We start from the raw sequence: 13041 nt of genomic DNA, 5'->3' as shown, positions 1-13041 counted from the left end.
TGTTTAGGTATCGAGTTTTATATTTGTACGTAACAATTTCTAGATATCTAGTGCCTTGTTAGTCTATATTACAGGAGTGAGAAATTTGGCGAAAAAGAAAAGTAGTAAAAGAGTAAGTTTTTCAGCGTATCAAATTGATGTAAAGTACATAGAAAAATCAAATAGTGGAAAAGCAGACACCATTAAGGACACTTGGGATGCAAATTTTTTTTTGGAACTATTACGAGAAATTTATGCCAGAGATAATTCTGCAAAAAAATTTGTGGTTTCTGATGAATGGTTTATGCTTTTAAGTGATTTACAAGAAGATGAACATACTATTTATGGAAATTTTAAGTGTGCTGAATATGGACGAGTTGCTGATTTAATTCATGCAGACACATTAAAAAGTAGAACAAACCCAAAACAAATGCGTGAAGGAGAGGAAGATCATGTTCATTTCATGATTAGAAAAAAGGACGGCTTTGTGCTTTTACAGTATAATATAAAGCTAAATCGTTCTAAGTTACAAGATTACTTAGAGAGACATGGAAAAAACACTTTAATGAATTCATCGTATTGTAGTTTTAATATTTGTTCATTGTTAAGTGTAGATTTTATAGAGGATTTAAAAAAGTTAGATAAGATTAAATCTACAAAAATTGAAATCACTTCAAAAGTCGATACTGGAGAGAATGAGTTTATACGCGAAATGCAAGGGGAAATGGAAGAGTTAGAAGCTACACATGTTTCTTTAGAGTTCAAAGCAAAGCGGGTTAAAGAGGGACTACAATCTATTGTACCATATATTAATAAATTCCGTGGGCAGAGGGGAGTTACATCTATAAAAGTAATTGGGGAACATAAAGGGGCAGAAAAGAGTATAAATATTGATAAATCACATGAAATTTATAGACCAGATGTTAAAGTGGATGAGAATAACAATCCCAGTAGCGAGGATCTATATGATAAAATAGCAAGTATAATAAAAGGGCGCGACTCGTTAAAAAGGAGCGAATGATTAAATGGTTAAAGCAAAAGCTTTTTTTAAAGCGAATAAATTTTTATTCGATTCTTTTCGGAATTACATTAAGTTTTCTACAAAATCAGAAAAAGCTTTTGATATTTATTTTGCACTTATTATAAGCTTGTTCTTTGTATTCACAGCAGCATATTTTACCGATATGAAGGTTAAAGAATTTATGGTGAACTTTCAATCTTTAAATAGTATAGTTATTACTGCGATATCTATTTTAGCGGGTTTTAATATGGCCAGTATAGCAGTGATATCAAGTTCACAGTCAGATATGATTAATAAGCTAAAAACAACTTTTAGCCAAATTGACTCAAGCGTTTCTAAATTTACAGTGTTAGTTATATTTTTTACATGGGCAATAACTATACAATTGACAGTTGTATTGATGGGGATAATTTTGCATTTTTGCAGTCAATTTTTAGTACAGCCATTTTTGTTGAAATTGACGGTTCCAATTTGGTTGTGGATCATTTTATTTGTGTGGATGTTTATTTTTATGCACTCAATTTTTATTTCAATTAGAAATGTAAAAATGCTATTTTTCTTTGTCAGTAAAGGATTACAAAATCAATAAAAGAGCCATTTGGCTCTTTTATTTTTTTCATGTATACAGAATTGAAATCGTTTTACAGGCAACTACTACAGTACACACTGTCGCAATCACACTAGCTAACGTTTTTGGAGCATGGATTTTTAGTAATAAGATATAAACTACTCCAAAAGTAACCCCCATGGTAAGAAACATAATAGCTGCTTGCATGGCGAGATGATTAACGGATGATTGTATAGAACTAAAGTCAATTTGATTCATATAATATACTCCTTATAATCGTTTTATAATCATATTAATATATTTAATTTATTAATGGAAGTATATACTCCTACAAAATACCAAAATAGTTAATTTACAGATGCAGAACGTATGAGCTAAAATAATTGTAGATTCAAATTAGGAAGGAGAGAAAAAGTCATGAGAAATACATATACAAAAGATCCAGGCGGATGGAACTACGCTCAAAAGAATAATGAAGCAGGTCCTGGAGGTGGTGCAGGATATGCCGATCCAGGAACGGGAATATAAAGAGAGAAAAAAGCACAGTGCTTAATGCTACTGTGCTTTTGATTTACAGAAATTTATTTTTAAATTTTTTTAAGTAACCAATCTTGAACTTCGTCTTTCAAAAATCTACTCCTACAGTTATAAAGCCTGAGACAACAACCTTACCTATAATGTTAAGGTTTACGCTAATAGATTTTTTTACAAATTGTAAACAGCAAATGTTTGACGTTTACTGCCAGAGTATAGGTCACAATTAATATATTTGCTAATAGTGTAGAGGCATAGACTATTCGAAAAAACTTTCTCAACATGAATTGACTTTGAGTGGAATGAAGATTCTAAATCTTGTGATAAACTAATTTTAATAAAAATAGGAACAAAAAAGACCCATAGCGCAGCAAAAGTAGTGTGCAGCCACTCTTATGCTGTTCCCTAATGTGGATAGGGAAAACTATTGCCATGAGTCAGCCCAAGTATAACATAATATTTCAAATGAAATCCTCTATGGTACAGTTTTTCTATTGAGAAAATTCGGGAAGGTGTCTCGCGTTCAAGGAGGCTTCAGTATGAATAAGGTAATAGGTTTTGGAGGTATTGTACCAAGTGATGATTTGAATTCGGCAAAATTGTCGAAAATAACAAATTTATCACAGTCAAATTTATGGAAAACATTGAATGGGAAAGTACCTATGACTTTTACAAAATTAATGAAAATCTTGGATGGACTGGATTCTGAAGAAAAGAAAATGGAAGTAGTTCAGGAGTTTTTGAATGGTACCGATAAAGAATCGGATATACGACTTGCTATGTATTATTTATATTTAGCAGGTTATACGGAACTACTCAGTGATCTTGTGAGAGAAGATTACAAGCAATCAGTAACAAATAATTATAGAGAGATTTTTCGAGTTTGTTTAGATAGACAAACTCGTTCATTAAGATCAGGGGAATTTCTCAAAGAAATAGAAGTATTACGTACAAAGGTCAATTTAAATAAAACAGGGGTAAATATACTTGTGAACACTTTGAGTATATATGGTTATTTTGATTTAGGTGCATACAATGTTTTAACAGTATTACAAGGGATGATACAAGAAAAAATAAACGATATGCCAAGGGGGTTAGAAAAAACTTTAAATGAAGCAGAGCTGAACATCATATGCGCATACGCTTATTTAATGCAGGATGAAGTCGTTATGGCTAGAGAGTTATTGCAAAAAGTGTTAGAAGAAGAAGAAGGAATCCCATGTTTATTAAGAGCTACAGCAATAAGTATAGTTGCTGAAAGTTATATTTTCTGTGATCCTGATAAAGCATTGTATTATTTTGGACTTTCGCTTGGAGAATTAAAAAAAATAAAAAATAACAAATCATTACTTAAAAGAAAATTAGTAGAAAATACAGGTTCGTTTTGTTGTATTATTCATAATATTCCTGTAAAATCAAAATATATACATCATGATGCTGAAAAGGCATTATTGTATATACTTCAACGTAAAAATAGTGAAGCTTCTGCAATATTACGACAGATTGATAATCGAACTGCAATTCAAGACTTCTATTTATCGATAGCTACTAATGATGAAGGATTACGCAGGAAAGCTTATCATCGATTCTTAAAAGACGGAAATTTATTCTACATAAAAATCTTTGATATCTTAAAGTGAGGGACAAGAAGAATGAAAAAAATAGTAGCCAGTTTAGTTATTGCATGTACACTTGCGTTATCGGTATTATCAGTAAGTTCGGTACCAACTAAAGATAATAAAGCCGCTGACAAGGTAAAAGAAGTACAATTAATGAAAATGGACCCAGGAACTTTAGGATAATAAAAGATTTAAAATGCCATTGCATCTAAAGATGTAATGGCATTTCGTATGTTTAAGGGACTATTCATTTTCTTCATTTTGATATTTTTGAATAATTACGGGTAATGGGGGCAGGATTATATGGGGAATTTGACCAAAGAAAAATCAGATATGATTATTATTGAAAATAAAATGGAAGCATTATTAGAAAAAATATATAAAGGTGATAAAGAAGCTATTAAAAAGCTGAATAAAATAAAAAAAGCGATGGTTAGCAATTAAGCTAGTTATCGCTTTTTCTTTATAACTCATTTTTGATCATATTAATTATCTCTTCACGTTTTTTTGGATCGAGGTCATTGATTTGAAACATTATTTCTTTGAGATCATCTTTTAATGATTTTGACTCCGTTGAATTTAAATTTTTATGTTCAGAAATTCCCATGATGTAGTCTGCTGACACTCCAGATAAACGAGACATCTTTTCAACGGTCTCTCTAGATGGGTTTCTATGGCCATTTTCGTATAAAGAAATCATTGATTTCTTAGCGTTTATAGCTTCTGCAAATTCAAGTTGACTCATTTTAAGAAGTTCTACTCGTATTTCTTTAATTCTAACGCCAATTATATTTTCGCTCATTTAATAAATCCTCCCCCTAAAGTTTATTAACTAAAGTCAATAAACTCCCTATATAGAATGTATCAAAAAGGTTTGCTACAAGACAACTAAAATTTTTTGAATAAAAAGGTTGCTTGAAGCAAACCTTTAGTATATAATCAAATTAACAAACAAGATGAAGGTGATAAAAATGATGGTACTTGATACCGAAAAAGTTAAAGCCTTAAGGACGCAGCTTGGATATAGTCAAAGTTATGTTGCAGAAAATATTGGTTACCGAAACAAATCAATCTATTGTAATTTAGAACGAGGTAACAGACAACCAAGTATTACTAAATTGGTTAGGTTAGCAAAATTTTTAAATGTAACGACAGAGGAAATTTTAAAGGAGTCAGTATAAGACGACTTATTTTTTTACCTAAAGGTATGCTTGAAGCAAACTTATGATTATACTTCATAAGAATATTTTTACCTTTAATCAAAATTTCATAAGTAAATTACAGATATAAAGGAGCGAAAAAAATGGGATTAGATCAAATCATTAAAGAATCAATTCGTGAAGTTGTTCGTGAAGAAATTCAAGCAGCTTTGGCTTCATTTCAACAACAAGCACAGCCGAACAAAGTAATGCGAGTAAAAGAAGCGGCAGCTTACCTTAACATCGCGGTTTGCAGAATGTATGAGTTGGCAAACCATCCCCAGTTTCCAGTTATCCGAGAAGGGCGCAAATTACTCTTCTTACAAAAAGATTTGGAAGCATGGTTAGAAGCCCAAAAGGAGGCACCAAACGTTGGTTGAAAGTACATTCAGCCTTTTTATCACAGCGGTGGTTATCGTTTCATTCGTGGGTGGCGTAGCGCTATTTGATACATTTGAAAAGCTAATCAACGAGAACGAACAGCTGAAGCAAGAAAATCAGCAATTAAGGAAGGTGAAAAGAATATGAGTATCACAGCACCAGTTCTACAAAAGGACATACAAAAGAAACAAACGTTAGATTCATTTTTAAAGCATTGTGAACAAAAGCAAATTGAAGCATTAAGAACACATGATGAAAAGTTATTGCGTGAGTGGATAAAGGAAGCACGACTAGCAAGAAGAGAACTTGCAGCACTGTATCGAGCGAAAGAAAAGCACGATGCGGAACGTGAAAAAGATCGTAAAAACATTCTTAAGGTTATTAGGCGGTTAAGAAGTCAGGGAGTTAACGCGGATGTGGTAGAGAGAGCACATTACATAACTCTTTGCGAGGAGGTGAGCTAGATGCTAGAAAACCAAATGGCAATGCACAACGGTTACGGTAAAGCTGATCCGCAAGAACAAGAGGGAATTATTACAACTTCTATCGATGTCGAAAAGTTACAAGGTGTAATCAATCAAGCGGTTGTAATTTTGCAGGAGTGTCCAGAAGATGCGGTATCTGATGATTTAAATGGAAGTATTAATGAAGCACTCGAATTGTTACAAAAATATTCTGGGCAATAAAAAAGAACCCATGGCAATGGGTTCCCTTTAAAAAGATAAGTTAGGGCTAGTATATCACAGAAAGTGAGTGGATAGAACATGCAAGCGAAAGTTTTAATAAACACACTTAACATGGACCATAAACAGTGGTTACAAGCACGTACACAAGGTATTGGCGGTTCAGATGTTTCTGCTATAGCAGGTTTAAATAAATGGAAATCAGCAGTTCAAGTATTCCTTGAAAAAACACAAGCGATTGAAAAGGAAGATATACAAAGTGAAGCTGCATACTTCGGCAACGTTTTAGAAGAAGTAGTGGCAAAAGAATTTGTAAAACGTACCGATTTAAAGGTACAACGCAGAAATGCAATTCTTCAGCACCCTGAATATCCGTGGATGTTAGCAAACGTAGACCGATTGATTGTTGGTGAAAAAGTTGGACTTGAATGCAAAACTGCGTCGGAATATTTAAAAAAAGAGTGGGAAGACGAGGAAGTTCCAGCAGCTTATCTCTTGCAGTGTCAACATTATATGGCCGTAACTGGCTATGAAGCATGGTGGATTGCAGTACTCATCGGCGGTAACAAGTTTGTTCACAAAAAAATCGAACGCGATGAGGAATTGATCCAGTACCTTATCAATATTGAAAAAGACTTTTGGCTCAACAATGTTGAGAAGAATGAGCCGCCGATGTTCGATGGCTCAGATGCATCAACAGAATTACTTAAACACTTATACCCCGAATCCATTGCGGATAGGTTCGTGAGTTTAGGCAAGCAAGAAGAACTTCTCATTGAAGCTCGTGATCAAGTAGACCGAGAAATTAAAGTACTCCAAGAACAAAAGGTAGAGTACGAAAACAAGATTAAAGCAAAGCTCGGTACCAATGAAGTTGGTGGAACTGAAAATTACAAAGTGTATTGGAAGTCATATAAAACAAATCGTTTTGATAGCAAGCGATTTAAAGCAGAACACCCTGATTTGTATGAGCGATATGTTAAAGAATCTATTTCAAGAAAATTCACGGTTAAATAAGGGAGGGAAATATTATGGAGATTTTAGTTCAATCAACAGTATTTAATAAAGAATTAGTTGGTAAAGCGGTTTTTATTGAAGGTTATGATGTCGATGGAGATAAATGGGATGAGTTTTATCTTGTAAATAGTGTGGAGGCTGAAAATTTAATTTTAGTGAATTTGCTTGGGAGAAAGAGTTCTTTGCATATGGAAAACTTTGAAGGTGAACATGGTATGAAATTAACTGTATTGACGGAAGGGGTAAAAAACTAATGGCAACTAACAAAGATGTAAAAAATCAATTAGCAAATCGTAAAGTAAGCGCACCAGCATCACCTGAACAAACAGTGGAAGCTTACATGAAGAAAATGGCTCCACGTTTTGCGGAAGTCTTACCAAAGCATATGAGCATGGATCGTATGAGCCGAATTGCATTAACAACGATTCGTACAAATCCAAAATTACTTGAATGCAAAGTACCGTCACTCATGGGAGCTGTTATGCAAGCCGTACAGTTAGGGCTTGAACCTGGATTACTAGGTCATTGTTACATCTTACCGTATAAGAGTGAAGCGACTTTCATTATCGGATATAAAGGCATGATTGATTTAGCAAGACGTTCTGGTCATATTCAAAGCATTTATGCACATGCGGTGTATGAAAATGATGAATTCGAATACGAATTAGGCTTACATCCTCAACTAAAGCACAAACCGTCATTTGGTGATCGTGGTGAGTTTATTGGAGCGTATGCAGTAGCACATTTCAAGGATGGCGGACACCAAATGGAATTTATGCCAAAGAGTGAAATTGAAAAACGAAGAGGGCGTTCAGCTTCAGCAAATTCTAACTATAGCCCGTGGAAAACAGATTATGAGGAAATGGCAAAGAAAACGGTGGTTCGTTACATGTTTAAATACTTACCAATTAGCATCGAAGTACAGTCACAAGCGCAGCATGACGAAGTGGTACGTAAGGATATCACGGAAGAACCGGAATTTATCGAAGCGGATCCAATTGAAGTGGAACAACCAACCGAAGGAGACGGACAAACAGAATTCGTGATTGAAGGTGAGTAACAAATCAAAAGTGCTTCTCTCTCACAAGTTGTGGGAGAGAGCGCAATCAAAAGATGAATTAAAGCAGTCTATTGCACGTTATATACAAACTGGATATCCAGGTTATCGAATTGAGAAAGTCATTAAGGAAAAAGAGTCTTACATCGCGATTTGTACAAGGGGGTAACCAGCATGAGTAAGGCTGTATCTGAGATTGGAGAATTAAATCTGAAGGGGAATGTGGTGGATCATGAATGGTTTAATCGCATCACTTTTAGTAATGGAAAACCGCATATTGTAGCCATTATGGTTCTAAGTGAAATTGTTTATTGGTATAGACCAACCGTTATACGTGATGAAATAAACGGAAAAGTCACTTATAAGAAAAAATTTAAGGCTGATAAATTACAAAAGAATTATCAGCAGTTAGCAGATACTTTTGGTTTTACAAAATTACAGGTGAAAAGGGCATGCGATTTATTAACAGATATGATTCTTATTAATATCGAATTCCGTACTATCCATGTGGATGGAAAGGTTTTAAATAATGTGATGTTTGTTGAACCAGTAGCATCAGAAATTAAAAAGATATCTACCATGTATCAACAAGTCAATGAAGACCCTGGTTACTTAGAAGTCACCCCCCTCCTTACTTCAAAGTCACCCCCCTCCTTACTTCAAAGTAATGACCCTCCTAACTTAGAAGTAAGGACAAATACAGAGATTACTACAGAGATTACTACAAATATAGATGATGATAACCATCATCCATTAATTGATCCACAGTTTAAAAATAGCTTGGAACACCTAATGAAAAGTAACATTCCATTAAGTGTAATTGCAGAGCAGGAATTAGGAGAGTTTTGTGATTCGTTTGGGAGTGAGCTAGTAAATAGAGCAGTTGATAAAGCTATCGATGAAAATGCACCAAGATGGGCGTATATTCGAAAGATTTTGATGAACTGGCAAAAAAGCAACGTGAAAACATTGGCAGATGTAATCAAGCTTGATGAGGATTATAAAAACCAAAGAGGTGGTGTAAACAATGCAACGCGTAGGGGACGCACTGGCAAAGGTTATGGTACGGGCAGAAGCTATGAGGAAGAAAATGCAAGCCGAGAACGCAACATGCCAAGCTTCATTAAACGAGTTTAGATGTGTAAAGTGTCAGGATTCAGAAGTGATTTTCTATGAAGAAGTGAACCAGTTCGGTATGCGAGTAGCAATGCAAAAGGATTGCGAATGTAAAGCGCAACGAGTACTGGAGCGAAGGTTGAAAAATGCAATGATTCCAGAAGAATTTGCAGATGCTCGGTTTGATTCGTACAAAAGAGAAACAGAGCAACAAAAGCTTCTCTACAAAACGATGGTGGAGTATCTGCATTATTTTAAACAGATCAAGGGGACAAAACAAAATAGCTTAGGTTTTGTAGCAACATTTGGAGAGTTACGAATTAAGCAATTAGAAGCAGCAAAGCGAGCGCAAGCCAAGAGAGAACATAACAGTTTCGGACTTGGTAAAACACACCTTCAAGTAGCTGCAGCGAAGTACTTGATGAAGCGAGGATATAGCGTATTGCTTATATCAGACGGAACTTTCATGGATGATCTTATTGCAGCCAAGATAATGAACGATGATAAGAAAGAATTTAACCGATTGTTAAACCACGCAAAACAAGTAGAGGTCCTCATATGGGATGACCTAGGGAAGTCAAAATCCTCAGAAGCGAAAGAGAACCTCTACTATCAAATCATTGATTTTCGGTATCGACATAATTTACCGATTTTATACAGCTCTAATGAAGATGATGAAACATTACCTGAAAAGATTGGTTATGCAGCTAAGAGCAGATTGTTCGGCATGAGTAAACATTTCTTAATCGCTGTAGAAGGCGAAGATTATCGTGAGAAGGAGTGAAAAGAATGTGCATGACATGCAGTAACACTGGTGTAGTTCATACAGAAATTTATCCTGGGATGGTAACGATTGAAGGTTGTACGTGTGAGGTAGCAAAACAGCAGGAAGCCATGCAAAAAGAAAATTGGGATACTTGGTTACAAAAATTTGAAGGATGGAAAAGGGGGTTACTTCATGGGCAACGTGTCGGTTGAGAAAAAGCGAGAGTTTATGCAATTTGTTTTAAATCATATCTTGCCCAGAAGACACGAGGGCTTTCCATTCATCTACACATTTCGTAAGCATTTAAGGTTTGTAACAAGAATCCACTTTGTTGAAAATGCAAAGAAGTACCCGTATGGAATTGAAATTTCTGCAGAGTTTGCAGAAGGAAAACTGTTCGCGTTTTATAAACCAAATTTAACTGTCACAGATGGGATGTCAGCGTATCATCATTTCAATGCCAATGATGCACCAATTTACATTCAAATCAATTTTAAAGGTAAATACAAGGAACCTTTATACATGGAAGTACTTGAAGATGATGAGTGCTCACTTGAAACGCATATTGATGGGGAAGATCATGATGAAATTGACAAGTTAATAAAATACCAACTCATTGATTACGCACTAGACACAAGAAACGAAAAACTGTTCCACCAGTTGATTGAGAATTAAGGGGGAGGTGAAAGGATGGTGGTCCTTTACAAATTCAAACTTACTACCATTTTCGAACAATGGCCGAATGAAGAATATGTGGTAGCAGAAACTGAAGGAAAGGCAAGATTTCTGTACTGGCAAAAGTTCAGAACAAAGCTTCTAACGATACCAATGGGTGAATTCATGAAGTTTGTAAAGTGCGAGAACGAAGGTGTTTTTGATATCAAGCGGATGTACAGCGCAGAACAAGTGTTTAAGAAAATGCAGAATTACCGCAACCTACATTTTGCATACATGGGTATGCGAGTAAACGTAGCTGGCATGTGGGGTACGATCGTCGGAAACTGGAAAACTAATCTGTTTGTTTTGTTCGATGGGGAAATTGAAAAGCACAACTGTCATCCTTTTTGGGAAACTGCTTACTACGATGATGAGGGCAATGTAGTTCGAAACTACCAGAAGGGAGAGTATGCGGTATAAGTAAAAAAGGACGAGCAGTCGTACCTGCCGTCCTTTATAGGAGAAAAATTATTCTGGATTAGAACTACGAATAACCAGAAAACGCGCTTTAAAACAGTGTTGTCAAAGATGTAATAATCTATGCAACAAAAAAGCTTAGTCGGAATTCAAAACACCAAATGGCTTGCATTGGTAACAGGCTCAAAAGTAGTATATGTAAAATAAAAAATTCCATACAAAAAGCAGACAACATTTTTGGTTGTCTGCCAGTGAGTCGAATGAGTTAGCTAATTGTGATAAATTGCATTCCCATTACGAGAAGAGTGAAGCTGCTAGTTCAAACAGCTTGTTGGTATTATTTTCGATTTCTTAAAAAATATACAGAGAAAGCAGATAAGTGAATAACCTACCAGCTTCTGCTGTAACAAAAGAAAGAAGTATTAGCCGTGGATACGGCGGCTTGAAAATAGTATGTATGGATTTTTGAAAAATATTCAAGGGGTGAAGAAACATGGAATGTGCACAAAATGCTGTATATGAAATCACTCAGTTAATTAGTGAAGCGAAAGAGAAAAGTTATGAGTAAATATAACAATAAAAAAGTTAAACTAGACGGTCATGTTTTCGATAGTAAAGCAGAAGCGGATTATTACTCCGGATTAAAAATTCGCCAAACTGCAGGTGAAGTTTCAAGCTTCGAATTACAACCAAGATTCACCTTGCAACCAGCGTTTACAAAGAACGGTAAAAGTTTTAAGGCAATTACATATATCGCAGACTTCATGGTTTATTTGCCAAATGGTGATGTAGAAGTCGTAGACATAAAGGGTATGGTTACACAAACATTCGCGGTAAAGAAAAAGATGTTTGAGTATAAATACCCACATTTACAGCTCATTCTTTTAAAGCATGTTATCAAGTATGGCGGATTTATCACATTGGATGAGTACGACAAATTAAAACGTGAAGAGAAAAAACTAAAACAAGCGAAATAAAGGGAGCGGATCATATGTCATATATCGAATTCAAACCAACTTTAAAGAAAGTAAATCTTAAACCAGGTGGTAAAAAGGAAATCGTTTTAGAAGTAACGGATGATTCGTTAAATGGAAGTATGGAAGCACTATCTGAAATGATTGATATCAAAGTAGATGTTTCAATCGAGTCTCTTGTGGTGAATTACAATGTAAAACTAAACGTAAAAACAAACAAACCATTAACAGAATACGAAGTAGATGATAAAGGCGTTGTGCAAGAAGTGAAACAAGCGTACGAGCAAATGGAAGCAGACTTTGATATCCCTGAAGAGAAAATTCAAACGCGCGAAGAGAAAGAACAAACAGATCGTGAAATTGTCGATGCGTTTATTATCAGTGGTTTAGCACCAAGCTTTGACGGAATGCCTAATAAGATGCCTGACATTGTGAAGCGCCGTCAGGAAGGTGAGTCTTACTTAAAACTTGCAAGCGAACTGAATATGTCATCGGGACAAATTATTGAAGTCATCGATGAGTATCGTAAACGTGTTGCTCCATTAGCGATTAAATGGCACGAATGGAAAGAAAAGCAACCGAATGCAGCAGAACAGCCAAAGGCAGAAGAGAAACCGAAGGAAGAAACGGTTGTACCAGAAGAAAAGCAAGTAAAAGAAAAAGAATCGGCATCTTCTGATGAACATGAAGTCACTGACGAGGATAAGCCTTTTGATGAAACATTAGAAGACTAATAAATACAAGTTGGTAGTATGACAATTTCGTTGTACTACCTACCTTTCAATCTCATATGGGGTGATGGATTGAACAAAGCCGAAAAACGTCAAATCCGACTCAGGATATTAAATATACAGGATGACAATTGCAAAGGGTGTAAAACTGTTCCGAAATCGATTGGAAACAATTATGAAATAGCGCGTTGGTGTTCGGAAAACTGTGTGATTGGTAAAAGTATAAAAAGCTTAGGCGAAAGCCTAGACGAGGGGAGAACAG

General features: G+C 35.2%; 23 protein-coding genes and 1 pseudogene. 22 read left to right on the top strand and 2 right to left on the bottom strand.

Features of this window, described 5'->3' with window-relative positions; genetic code table 11:
- Positions 1-85 precede the first annotated feature (85 nt).
- A complete protein-coding gene (locus tag N2V92_RS22175) occupies positions 86-1000 on the top strand; it encodes a hypothetical protein (RefSeq protein ID WP_086402817.1) in 915 nt (304 codons plus the stop codon).
- A 4-nt stretch (positions 1001-1004) separates the two neighbouring features.
- Entirely contained in the window at positions 1005-1589 is a 585-nt protein-coding gene (locus N2V92_RS22170; protein ID WP_098281559.1) for a hypothetical protein, read from the top strand.
- Between the two features lie 27 nt (positions 1590-1616).
- Here N2V92_RS22170 and N2V92_RS22165 read toward each other — a convergent pair whose 3' ends face one another.
- Positions 1617-1826, bottom strand: a complete 210-nt coding sequence (locus N2V92_RS22165) for a hypothetical protein (RefSeq protein ID WP_103577592.1) — start codon at positions 1824-1826, stop codon at positions 1617-1619.
- An 815-nt stretch (positions 1827-2641) separates the two neighbouring features.
- On the opposite strand from N2V92_RS22165, the gene N2V92_RS22160 reads away from it, so the two are divergent.
- The 3 genes from N2V92_RS22160 to N2V92_RS22150 all read left to right on the top strand — a co-directional run bounded on the left by N2V92_RS22160 (position 2642) and on the right by N2V92_RS22150 (position 4165).
- The gene (locus tag N2V92_RS22160) at positions 2642-3742 is read left to right on the top strand and encodes an AimR family lysis-lysogeny pheromone receptor (RefSeq protein ID WP_086403446.1); all 1101 of its coding nucleotides are present in this window, start codon (positions 2642-2644) and stop codon (positions 3740-3742) included.
- Positions 3743-3754: 12 nt separating this feature from the next.
- Positions 3755-3904, top strand: coding sequence for a hypothetical protein (locus tag N2V92_RS22155; protein WP_086403447.1), 150 nt, complete (start codon positions 3755-3757; stop codon positions 3902-3904).
- A 120-nt stretch (positions 3905-4024) separates the two neighbouring features.
- Positions 4025-4165 (top strand): hypothetical protein, encoded by a 141-nt coding sequence (locus N2V92_RS22150; RefSeq protein ID WP_170264816.1) that lies wholly within the window; start codon positions 4025-4027, stop codon positions 4163-4165.
- A 19-nt stretch (positions 4166-4184) separates the two neighbouring features.
- Here the strand turns inward: N2V92_RS22150 and N2V92_RS22145 are convergent, their stop codons facing one another.
- Positions 4185-4523 (bottom strand): helix-turn-helix domain-containing protein, encoded by a 339-nt coding sequence (locus N2V92_RS22145; RefSeq protein ID WP_086403448.1) that lies wholly within the window; start codon positions 4521-4523, stop codon positions 4185-4187.
- 169 nt (positions 4524-4692) lie between these two features.
- Between N2V92_RS22145 and N2V92_RS22140 the strand changes: the two genes are divergently transcribed.
- The 17 genes and pseudogenes from N2V92_RS22140 to N2V92_RS22060 all read left to right on the top strand — a co-directional run.
- Entirely contained in the window at positions 4693-4902 is a 210-nt protein-coding gene (locus N2V92_RS22140; RefSeq protein WP_050427192.1) for a helix-turn-helix domain-containing protein, read from the top strand.
- 122 nt (positions 4903-5024) lie between these two features.
- The gene (locus N2V92_RS22135; RefSeq protein WP_086403449.1) at positions 5025-5300 is read left to right on the top strand and encodes a helix-turn-helix domain-containing protein; all 276 of its coding nucleotides are present in this window, start codon (positions 5025-5027) and stop codon (positions 5298-5300) included.
- The gene (locus N2V92_RS22130; protein ID WP_170264815.1) at positions 5293-5448 is read left to right on the top strand and encodes a hypothetical protein; all 156 of its coding nucleotides are present in this window, start codon (positions 5293-5295) and stop codon (positions 5446-5448) included. Before N2V92_RS22135 ends, N2V92_RS22130 begins: the two co-directional genes overlap by 8 nt.
- Entirely contained in the window at positions 5445-5765 is a 321-nt protein-coding gene (locus N2V92_RS22125; protein WP_086403450.1) for a hypothetical protein, read from the top strand. Before N2V92_RS22130 ends, N2V92_RS22125 begins: the two co-directional genes overlap by 4 nt.
- Positions 5766-5987, top strand: coding sequence for a hypothetical protein (locus N2V92_RS22120; RefSeq protein ID WP_086403451.1), 222 nt, complete (start codon positions 5766-5768; stop codon positions 5985-5987).
- Between the two features lie 78 nt (positions 5988-6065).
- Positions 6066-7001: a YqaJ viral recombinase family nuclease gene (locus N2V92_RS22115; RefSeq protein ID WP_086403452.1), complete on the top strand. Its 936-nt coding sequence runs from the start codon at positions 6066-6068 to the stop codon at positions 6999-7001.
- Positions 7002-7015: 14 nt separating this feature from the next.
- Positions 7016-7255, top strand: a complete 240-nt coding sequence (locus N2V92_RS22110; protein ID WP_137026776.1) for a hypothetical protein — start codon at positions 7016-7018, stop codon at positions 7253-7255.
- Complete coding sequence (recT, locus tag N2V92_RS22105) at positions 7255-8061, top strand: recombination protein RecT (RefSeq protein WP_086403454.1); 807 nt, start codon at positions 7255-7257, stop codon at positions 8059-8061. Before N2V92_RS22110 ends, recT begins: the two co-directional genes overlap by 1 nt.
- Positions 8054-8227: a hypothetical protein gene (locus N2V92_RS22100; RefSeq protein ID WP_153591262.1), complete on the top strand. Its 174-nt coding sequence runs from the start codon at positions 8054-8056 to the stop codon at positions 8225-8227. The genes recT and N2V92_RS22100 overlap by 8 nt, the downstream gene beginning before the upstream one ends.
- A gap of 5 nt (positions 8228-8232) precedes the next feature.
- On the top strand, positions 8233-9195 hold the full coding sequence (locus tag N2V92_RS22095) for a DnaD domain-containing protein (RefSeq protein WP_137026778.1): 963 nt from the start codon (positions 8233-8235) through the stop codon (positions 9193-9195).
- The gene (locus tag N2V92_RS22090) at positions 9149-9958 is read left to right on the top strand and encodes an ATP-binding protein (RefSeq protein WP_228490302.1); all 810 of its coding nucleotides are present in this window, start codon (positions 9149-9151) and stop codon (positions 9956-9958) included. Before N2V92_RS22095 ends, N2V92_RS22090 begins: the two co-directional genes overlap by 47 nt.
- A gap of 5 nt (positions 9959-9963) precedes the next feature.
- Positions 9964-10152 carry a hypothetical protein gene (locus N2V92_RS22085; RefSeq protein ID WP_086403455.1) on the top strand — a complete coding sequence of 63 codons (189 nt, stop codon included), beginning with the start codon at positions 9964-9966 and terminating at the stop codon, positions 10150-10152.
- Positions 10133-10615, top strand: coding sequence for a YpiB family protein (locus N2V92_RS22080; protein WP_086403456.1), 483 nt, complete (start codon positions 10133-10135; stop codon positions 10613-10615). The genes N2V92_RS22085 and N2V92_RS22080 overlap by 20 nt, the downstream gene beginning before the upstream one ends.
- A 15-nt stretch (positions 10616-10630) precedes the next feature.
- Positions 10631-11077, top strand: a complete 447-nt coding sequence (locus N2V92_RS22075; protein WP_153591263.1) for an MFS transporter — start codon at positions 10631-10633, stop codon at positions 11075-11077.
- Positions 11078-11634: 557 nt separating this feature from the next.
- Complete coding sequence (locus N2V92_RS22070; protein WP_086403457.1) at positions 11635-12051, top strand: DUF1064 domain-containing protein; 417 nt, start codon at positions 11635-11637, stop codon at positions 12049-12051.
- Between the two features lie 14 nt (positions 12052-12065).
- Positions 12066-12782, top strand: coding sequence for a 2-methylcitrate dehydratase (locus tag N2V92_RS22065; RefSeq protein WP_086403458.1), 717 nt, complete (start codon positions 12066-12068; stop codon positions 12780-12782).
- Between the two features lie 18 nt (positions 12783-12800).
- Positions 12801-13013 (top strand): annotated as a pseudogene (locus N2V92_RS22060) (hypothetical protein); the annotation flags it as partial.
- Positions 13014-13041: the final 28 nt, after the last annotated feature.

Origin of the sequence: Bacillus sp. CH_48 (assembly GCF_038008465.1) — a bacterium.
In the GTDB taxonomy this organism is placed as follows: Bacteria; Bacillota; Bacilli; order Bacillales; family Bacillaceae_G; genus Bacillus_A; species Bacillus_A thuringiensis_S.
The sequence above is the reverse complement of the archived record's forward strand: the minus strand, read 5'-3'. Positions and strand labels throughout refer to the sequence as shown.

What these genes read in the sequence shown, in the direction of transcription:
- N2V92_RS22170 (WP_098281559.1), top strand. Translation starts at nt 1,005, where the DNA reads ATGGTTAAAGCAAAAGCTTTTTTTAAAGCGAATAAATTTTTATTCGAT.
- N2V92_RS22165 (WP_103577592.1), bottom strand. Translation starts at nt 1,826, where the DNA reads ATGAATCAAATTGACTTTAGTTCTATACAATCATCCGTTAATCATCTC.
- N2V92_RS22160 (WP_086403446.1), top strand. Translation starts at nt 2,642, where the DNA reads ATGAATAAGGTAATAGGTTTTGGAGGTATTGTACCAAGTGATGATTTG.
- N2V92_RS22155 (WP_086403447.1), top strand. Translation starts at nt 3,755, where the DNA reads ATGAAAAAAATAGTAGCCAGTTTAGTTATTGCATGTACACTTGCGTTA.
- N2V92_RS22150 (WP_170264816.1), top strand. Translation starts at nt 4,025, where the DNA reads ATGGGGAATTTGACCAAAGAAAAATCAGATATGATTATTATTGAAAAT.
- N2V92_RS22145 (WP_086403448.1), bottom strand. Translation starts at nt 4,523, where the DNA reads ATGAGCGAAAATATAATTGGCGTTAGAATTAAAGAAATACGAGTAGAA.
- N2V92_RS22140 (WP_050427192.1), top strand. Translation starts at nt 4,693, where the DNA reads ATGATGGTACTTGATACCGAAAAAGTTAAAGCCTTAAGGACGCAGCTT.
- N2V92_RS22135 (WP_086403449.1), top strand. Translation starts at nt 5,025, where the DNA reads ATGGGATTAGATCAAATCATTAAAGAATCAATTCGTGAAGTTGTTCGT.
- N2V92_RS22125 (WP_086403450.1), top strand. Translation starts at nt 5,445, where the DNA reads ATGAGTATCACAGCACCAGTTCTACAAAAGGACATACAAAAGAAACAA.
- N2V92_RS22120 (WP_086403451.1), top strand. Translation starts at nt 5,766, where the DNA reads ATGCTAGAAAACCAAATGGCAATGCACAACGGTTACGGTAAAGCTGAT.
- N2V92_RS22115 (WP_086403452.1), top strand. Translation starts at nt 6,066, where the DNA reads ATGCAAGCGAAAGTTTTAATAAACACACTTAACATGGACCATAAACAG.
- N2V92_RS22110 (WP_137026776.1), top strand. Translation starts at nt 7,016, where the DNA reads ATGGAGATTTTAGTTCAATCAACAGTATTTAATAAAGAATTAGTTGGT.
- recT (WP_086403454.1), top strand. Translation starts at nt 7,255, where the DNA reads ATGGCAACTAACAAAGATGTAAAAAATCAATTAGCAAATCGTAAAGTA.
- N2V92_RS22095 (WP_137026778.1), top strand. Translation starts at nt 8,233, where the DNA reads ATGAGTAAGGCTGTATCTGAGATTGGAGAATTAAATCTGAAGGGGAAT.
- N2V92_RS22090 (WP_228490302.1), top strand. Translation starts at nt 9,149, where the DNA reads ATGCAAGCCGAGAACGCAACATGCCAAGCTTCATTAAACGAGTTTAGA.
- N2V92_RS22085 (WP_086403455.1), top strand. Translation starts at nt 9,964, where the DNA reads ATGTGCATGACATGCAGTAACACTGGTGTAGTTCATACAGAAATTTAT.
- N2V92_RS22080 (WP_086403456.1), top strand. Translation starts at nt 10,133, where the DNA reads ATGGGCAACGTGTCGGTTGAGAAAAAGCGAGAGTTTATGCAATTTGTT.
- N2V92_RS22075 (WP_153591263.1), top strand. Translation starts at nt 10,631, where the DNA reads ATGGTGGTCCTTTACAAATTCAAACTTACTACCATTTTCGAACAATGG.
- N2V92_RS22070 (WP_086403457.1), top strand. Translation starts at nt 11,635, where the DNA reads ATGAGTAAATATAACAATAAAAAAGTTAAACTAGACGGTCATGTTTTC.
- N2V92_RS22065 (WP_086403458.1), top strand. Translation starts at nt 12,066, where the DNA reads ATGTCATATATCGAATTCAAACCAACTTTAAAGAAAGTAAATCTTAAA.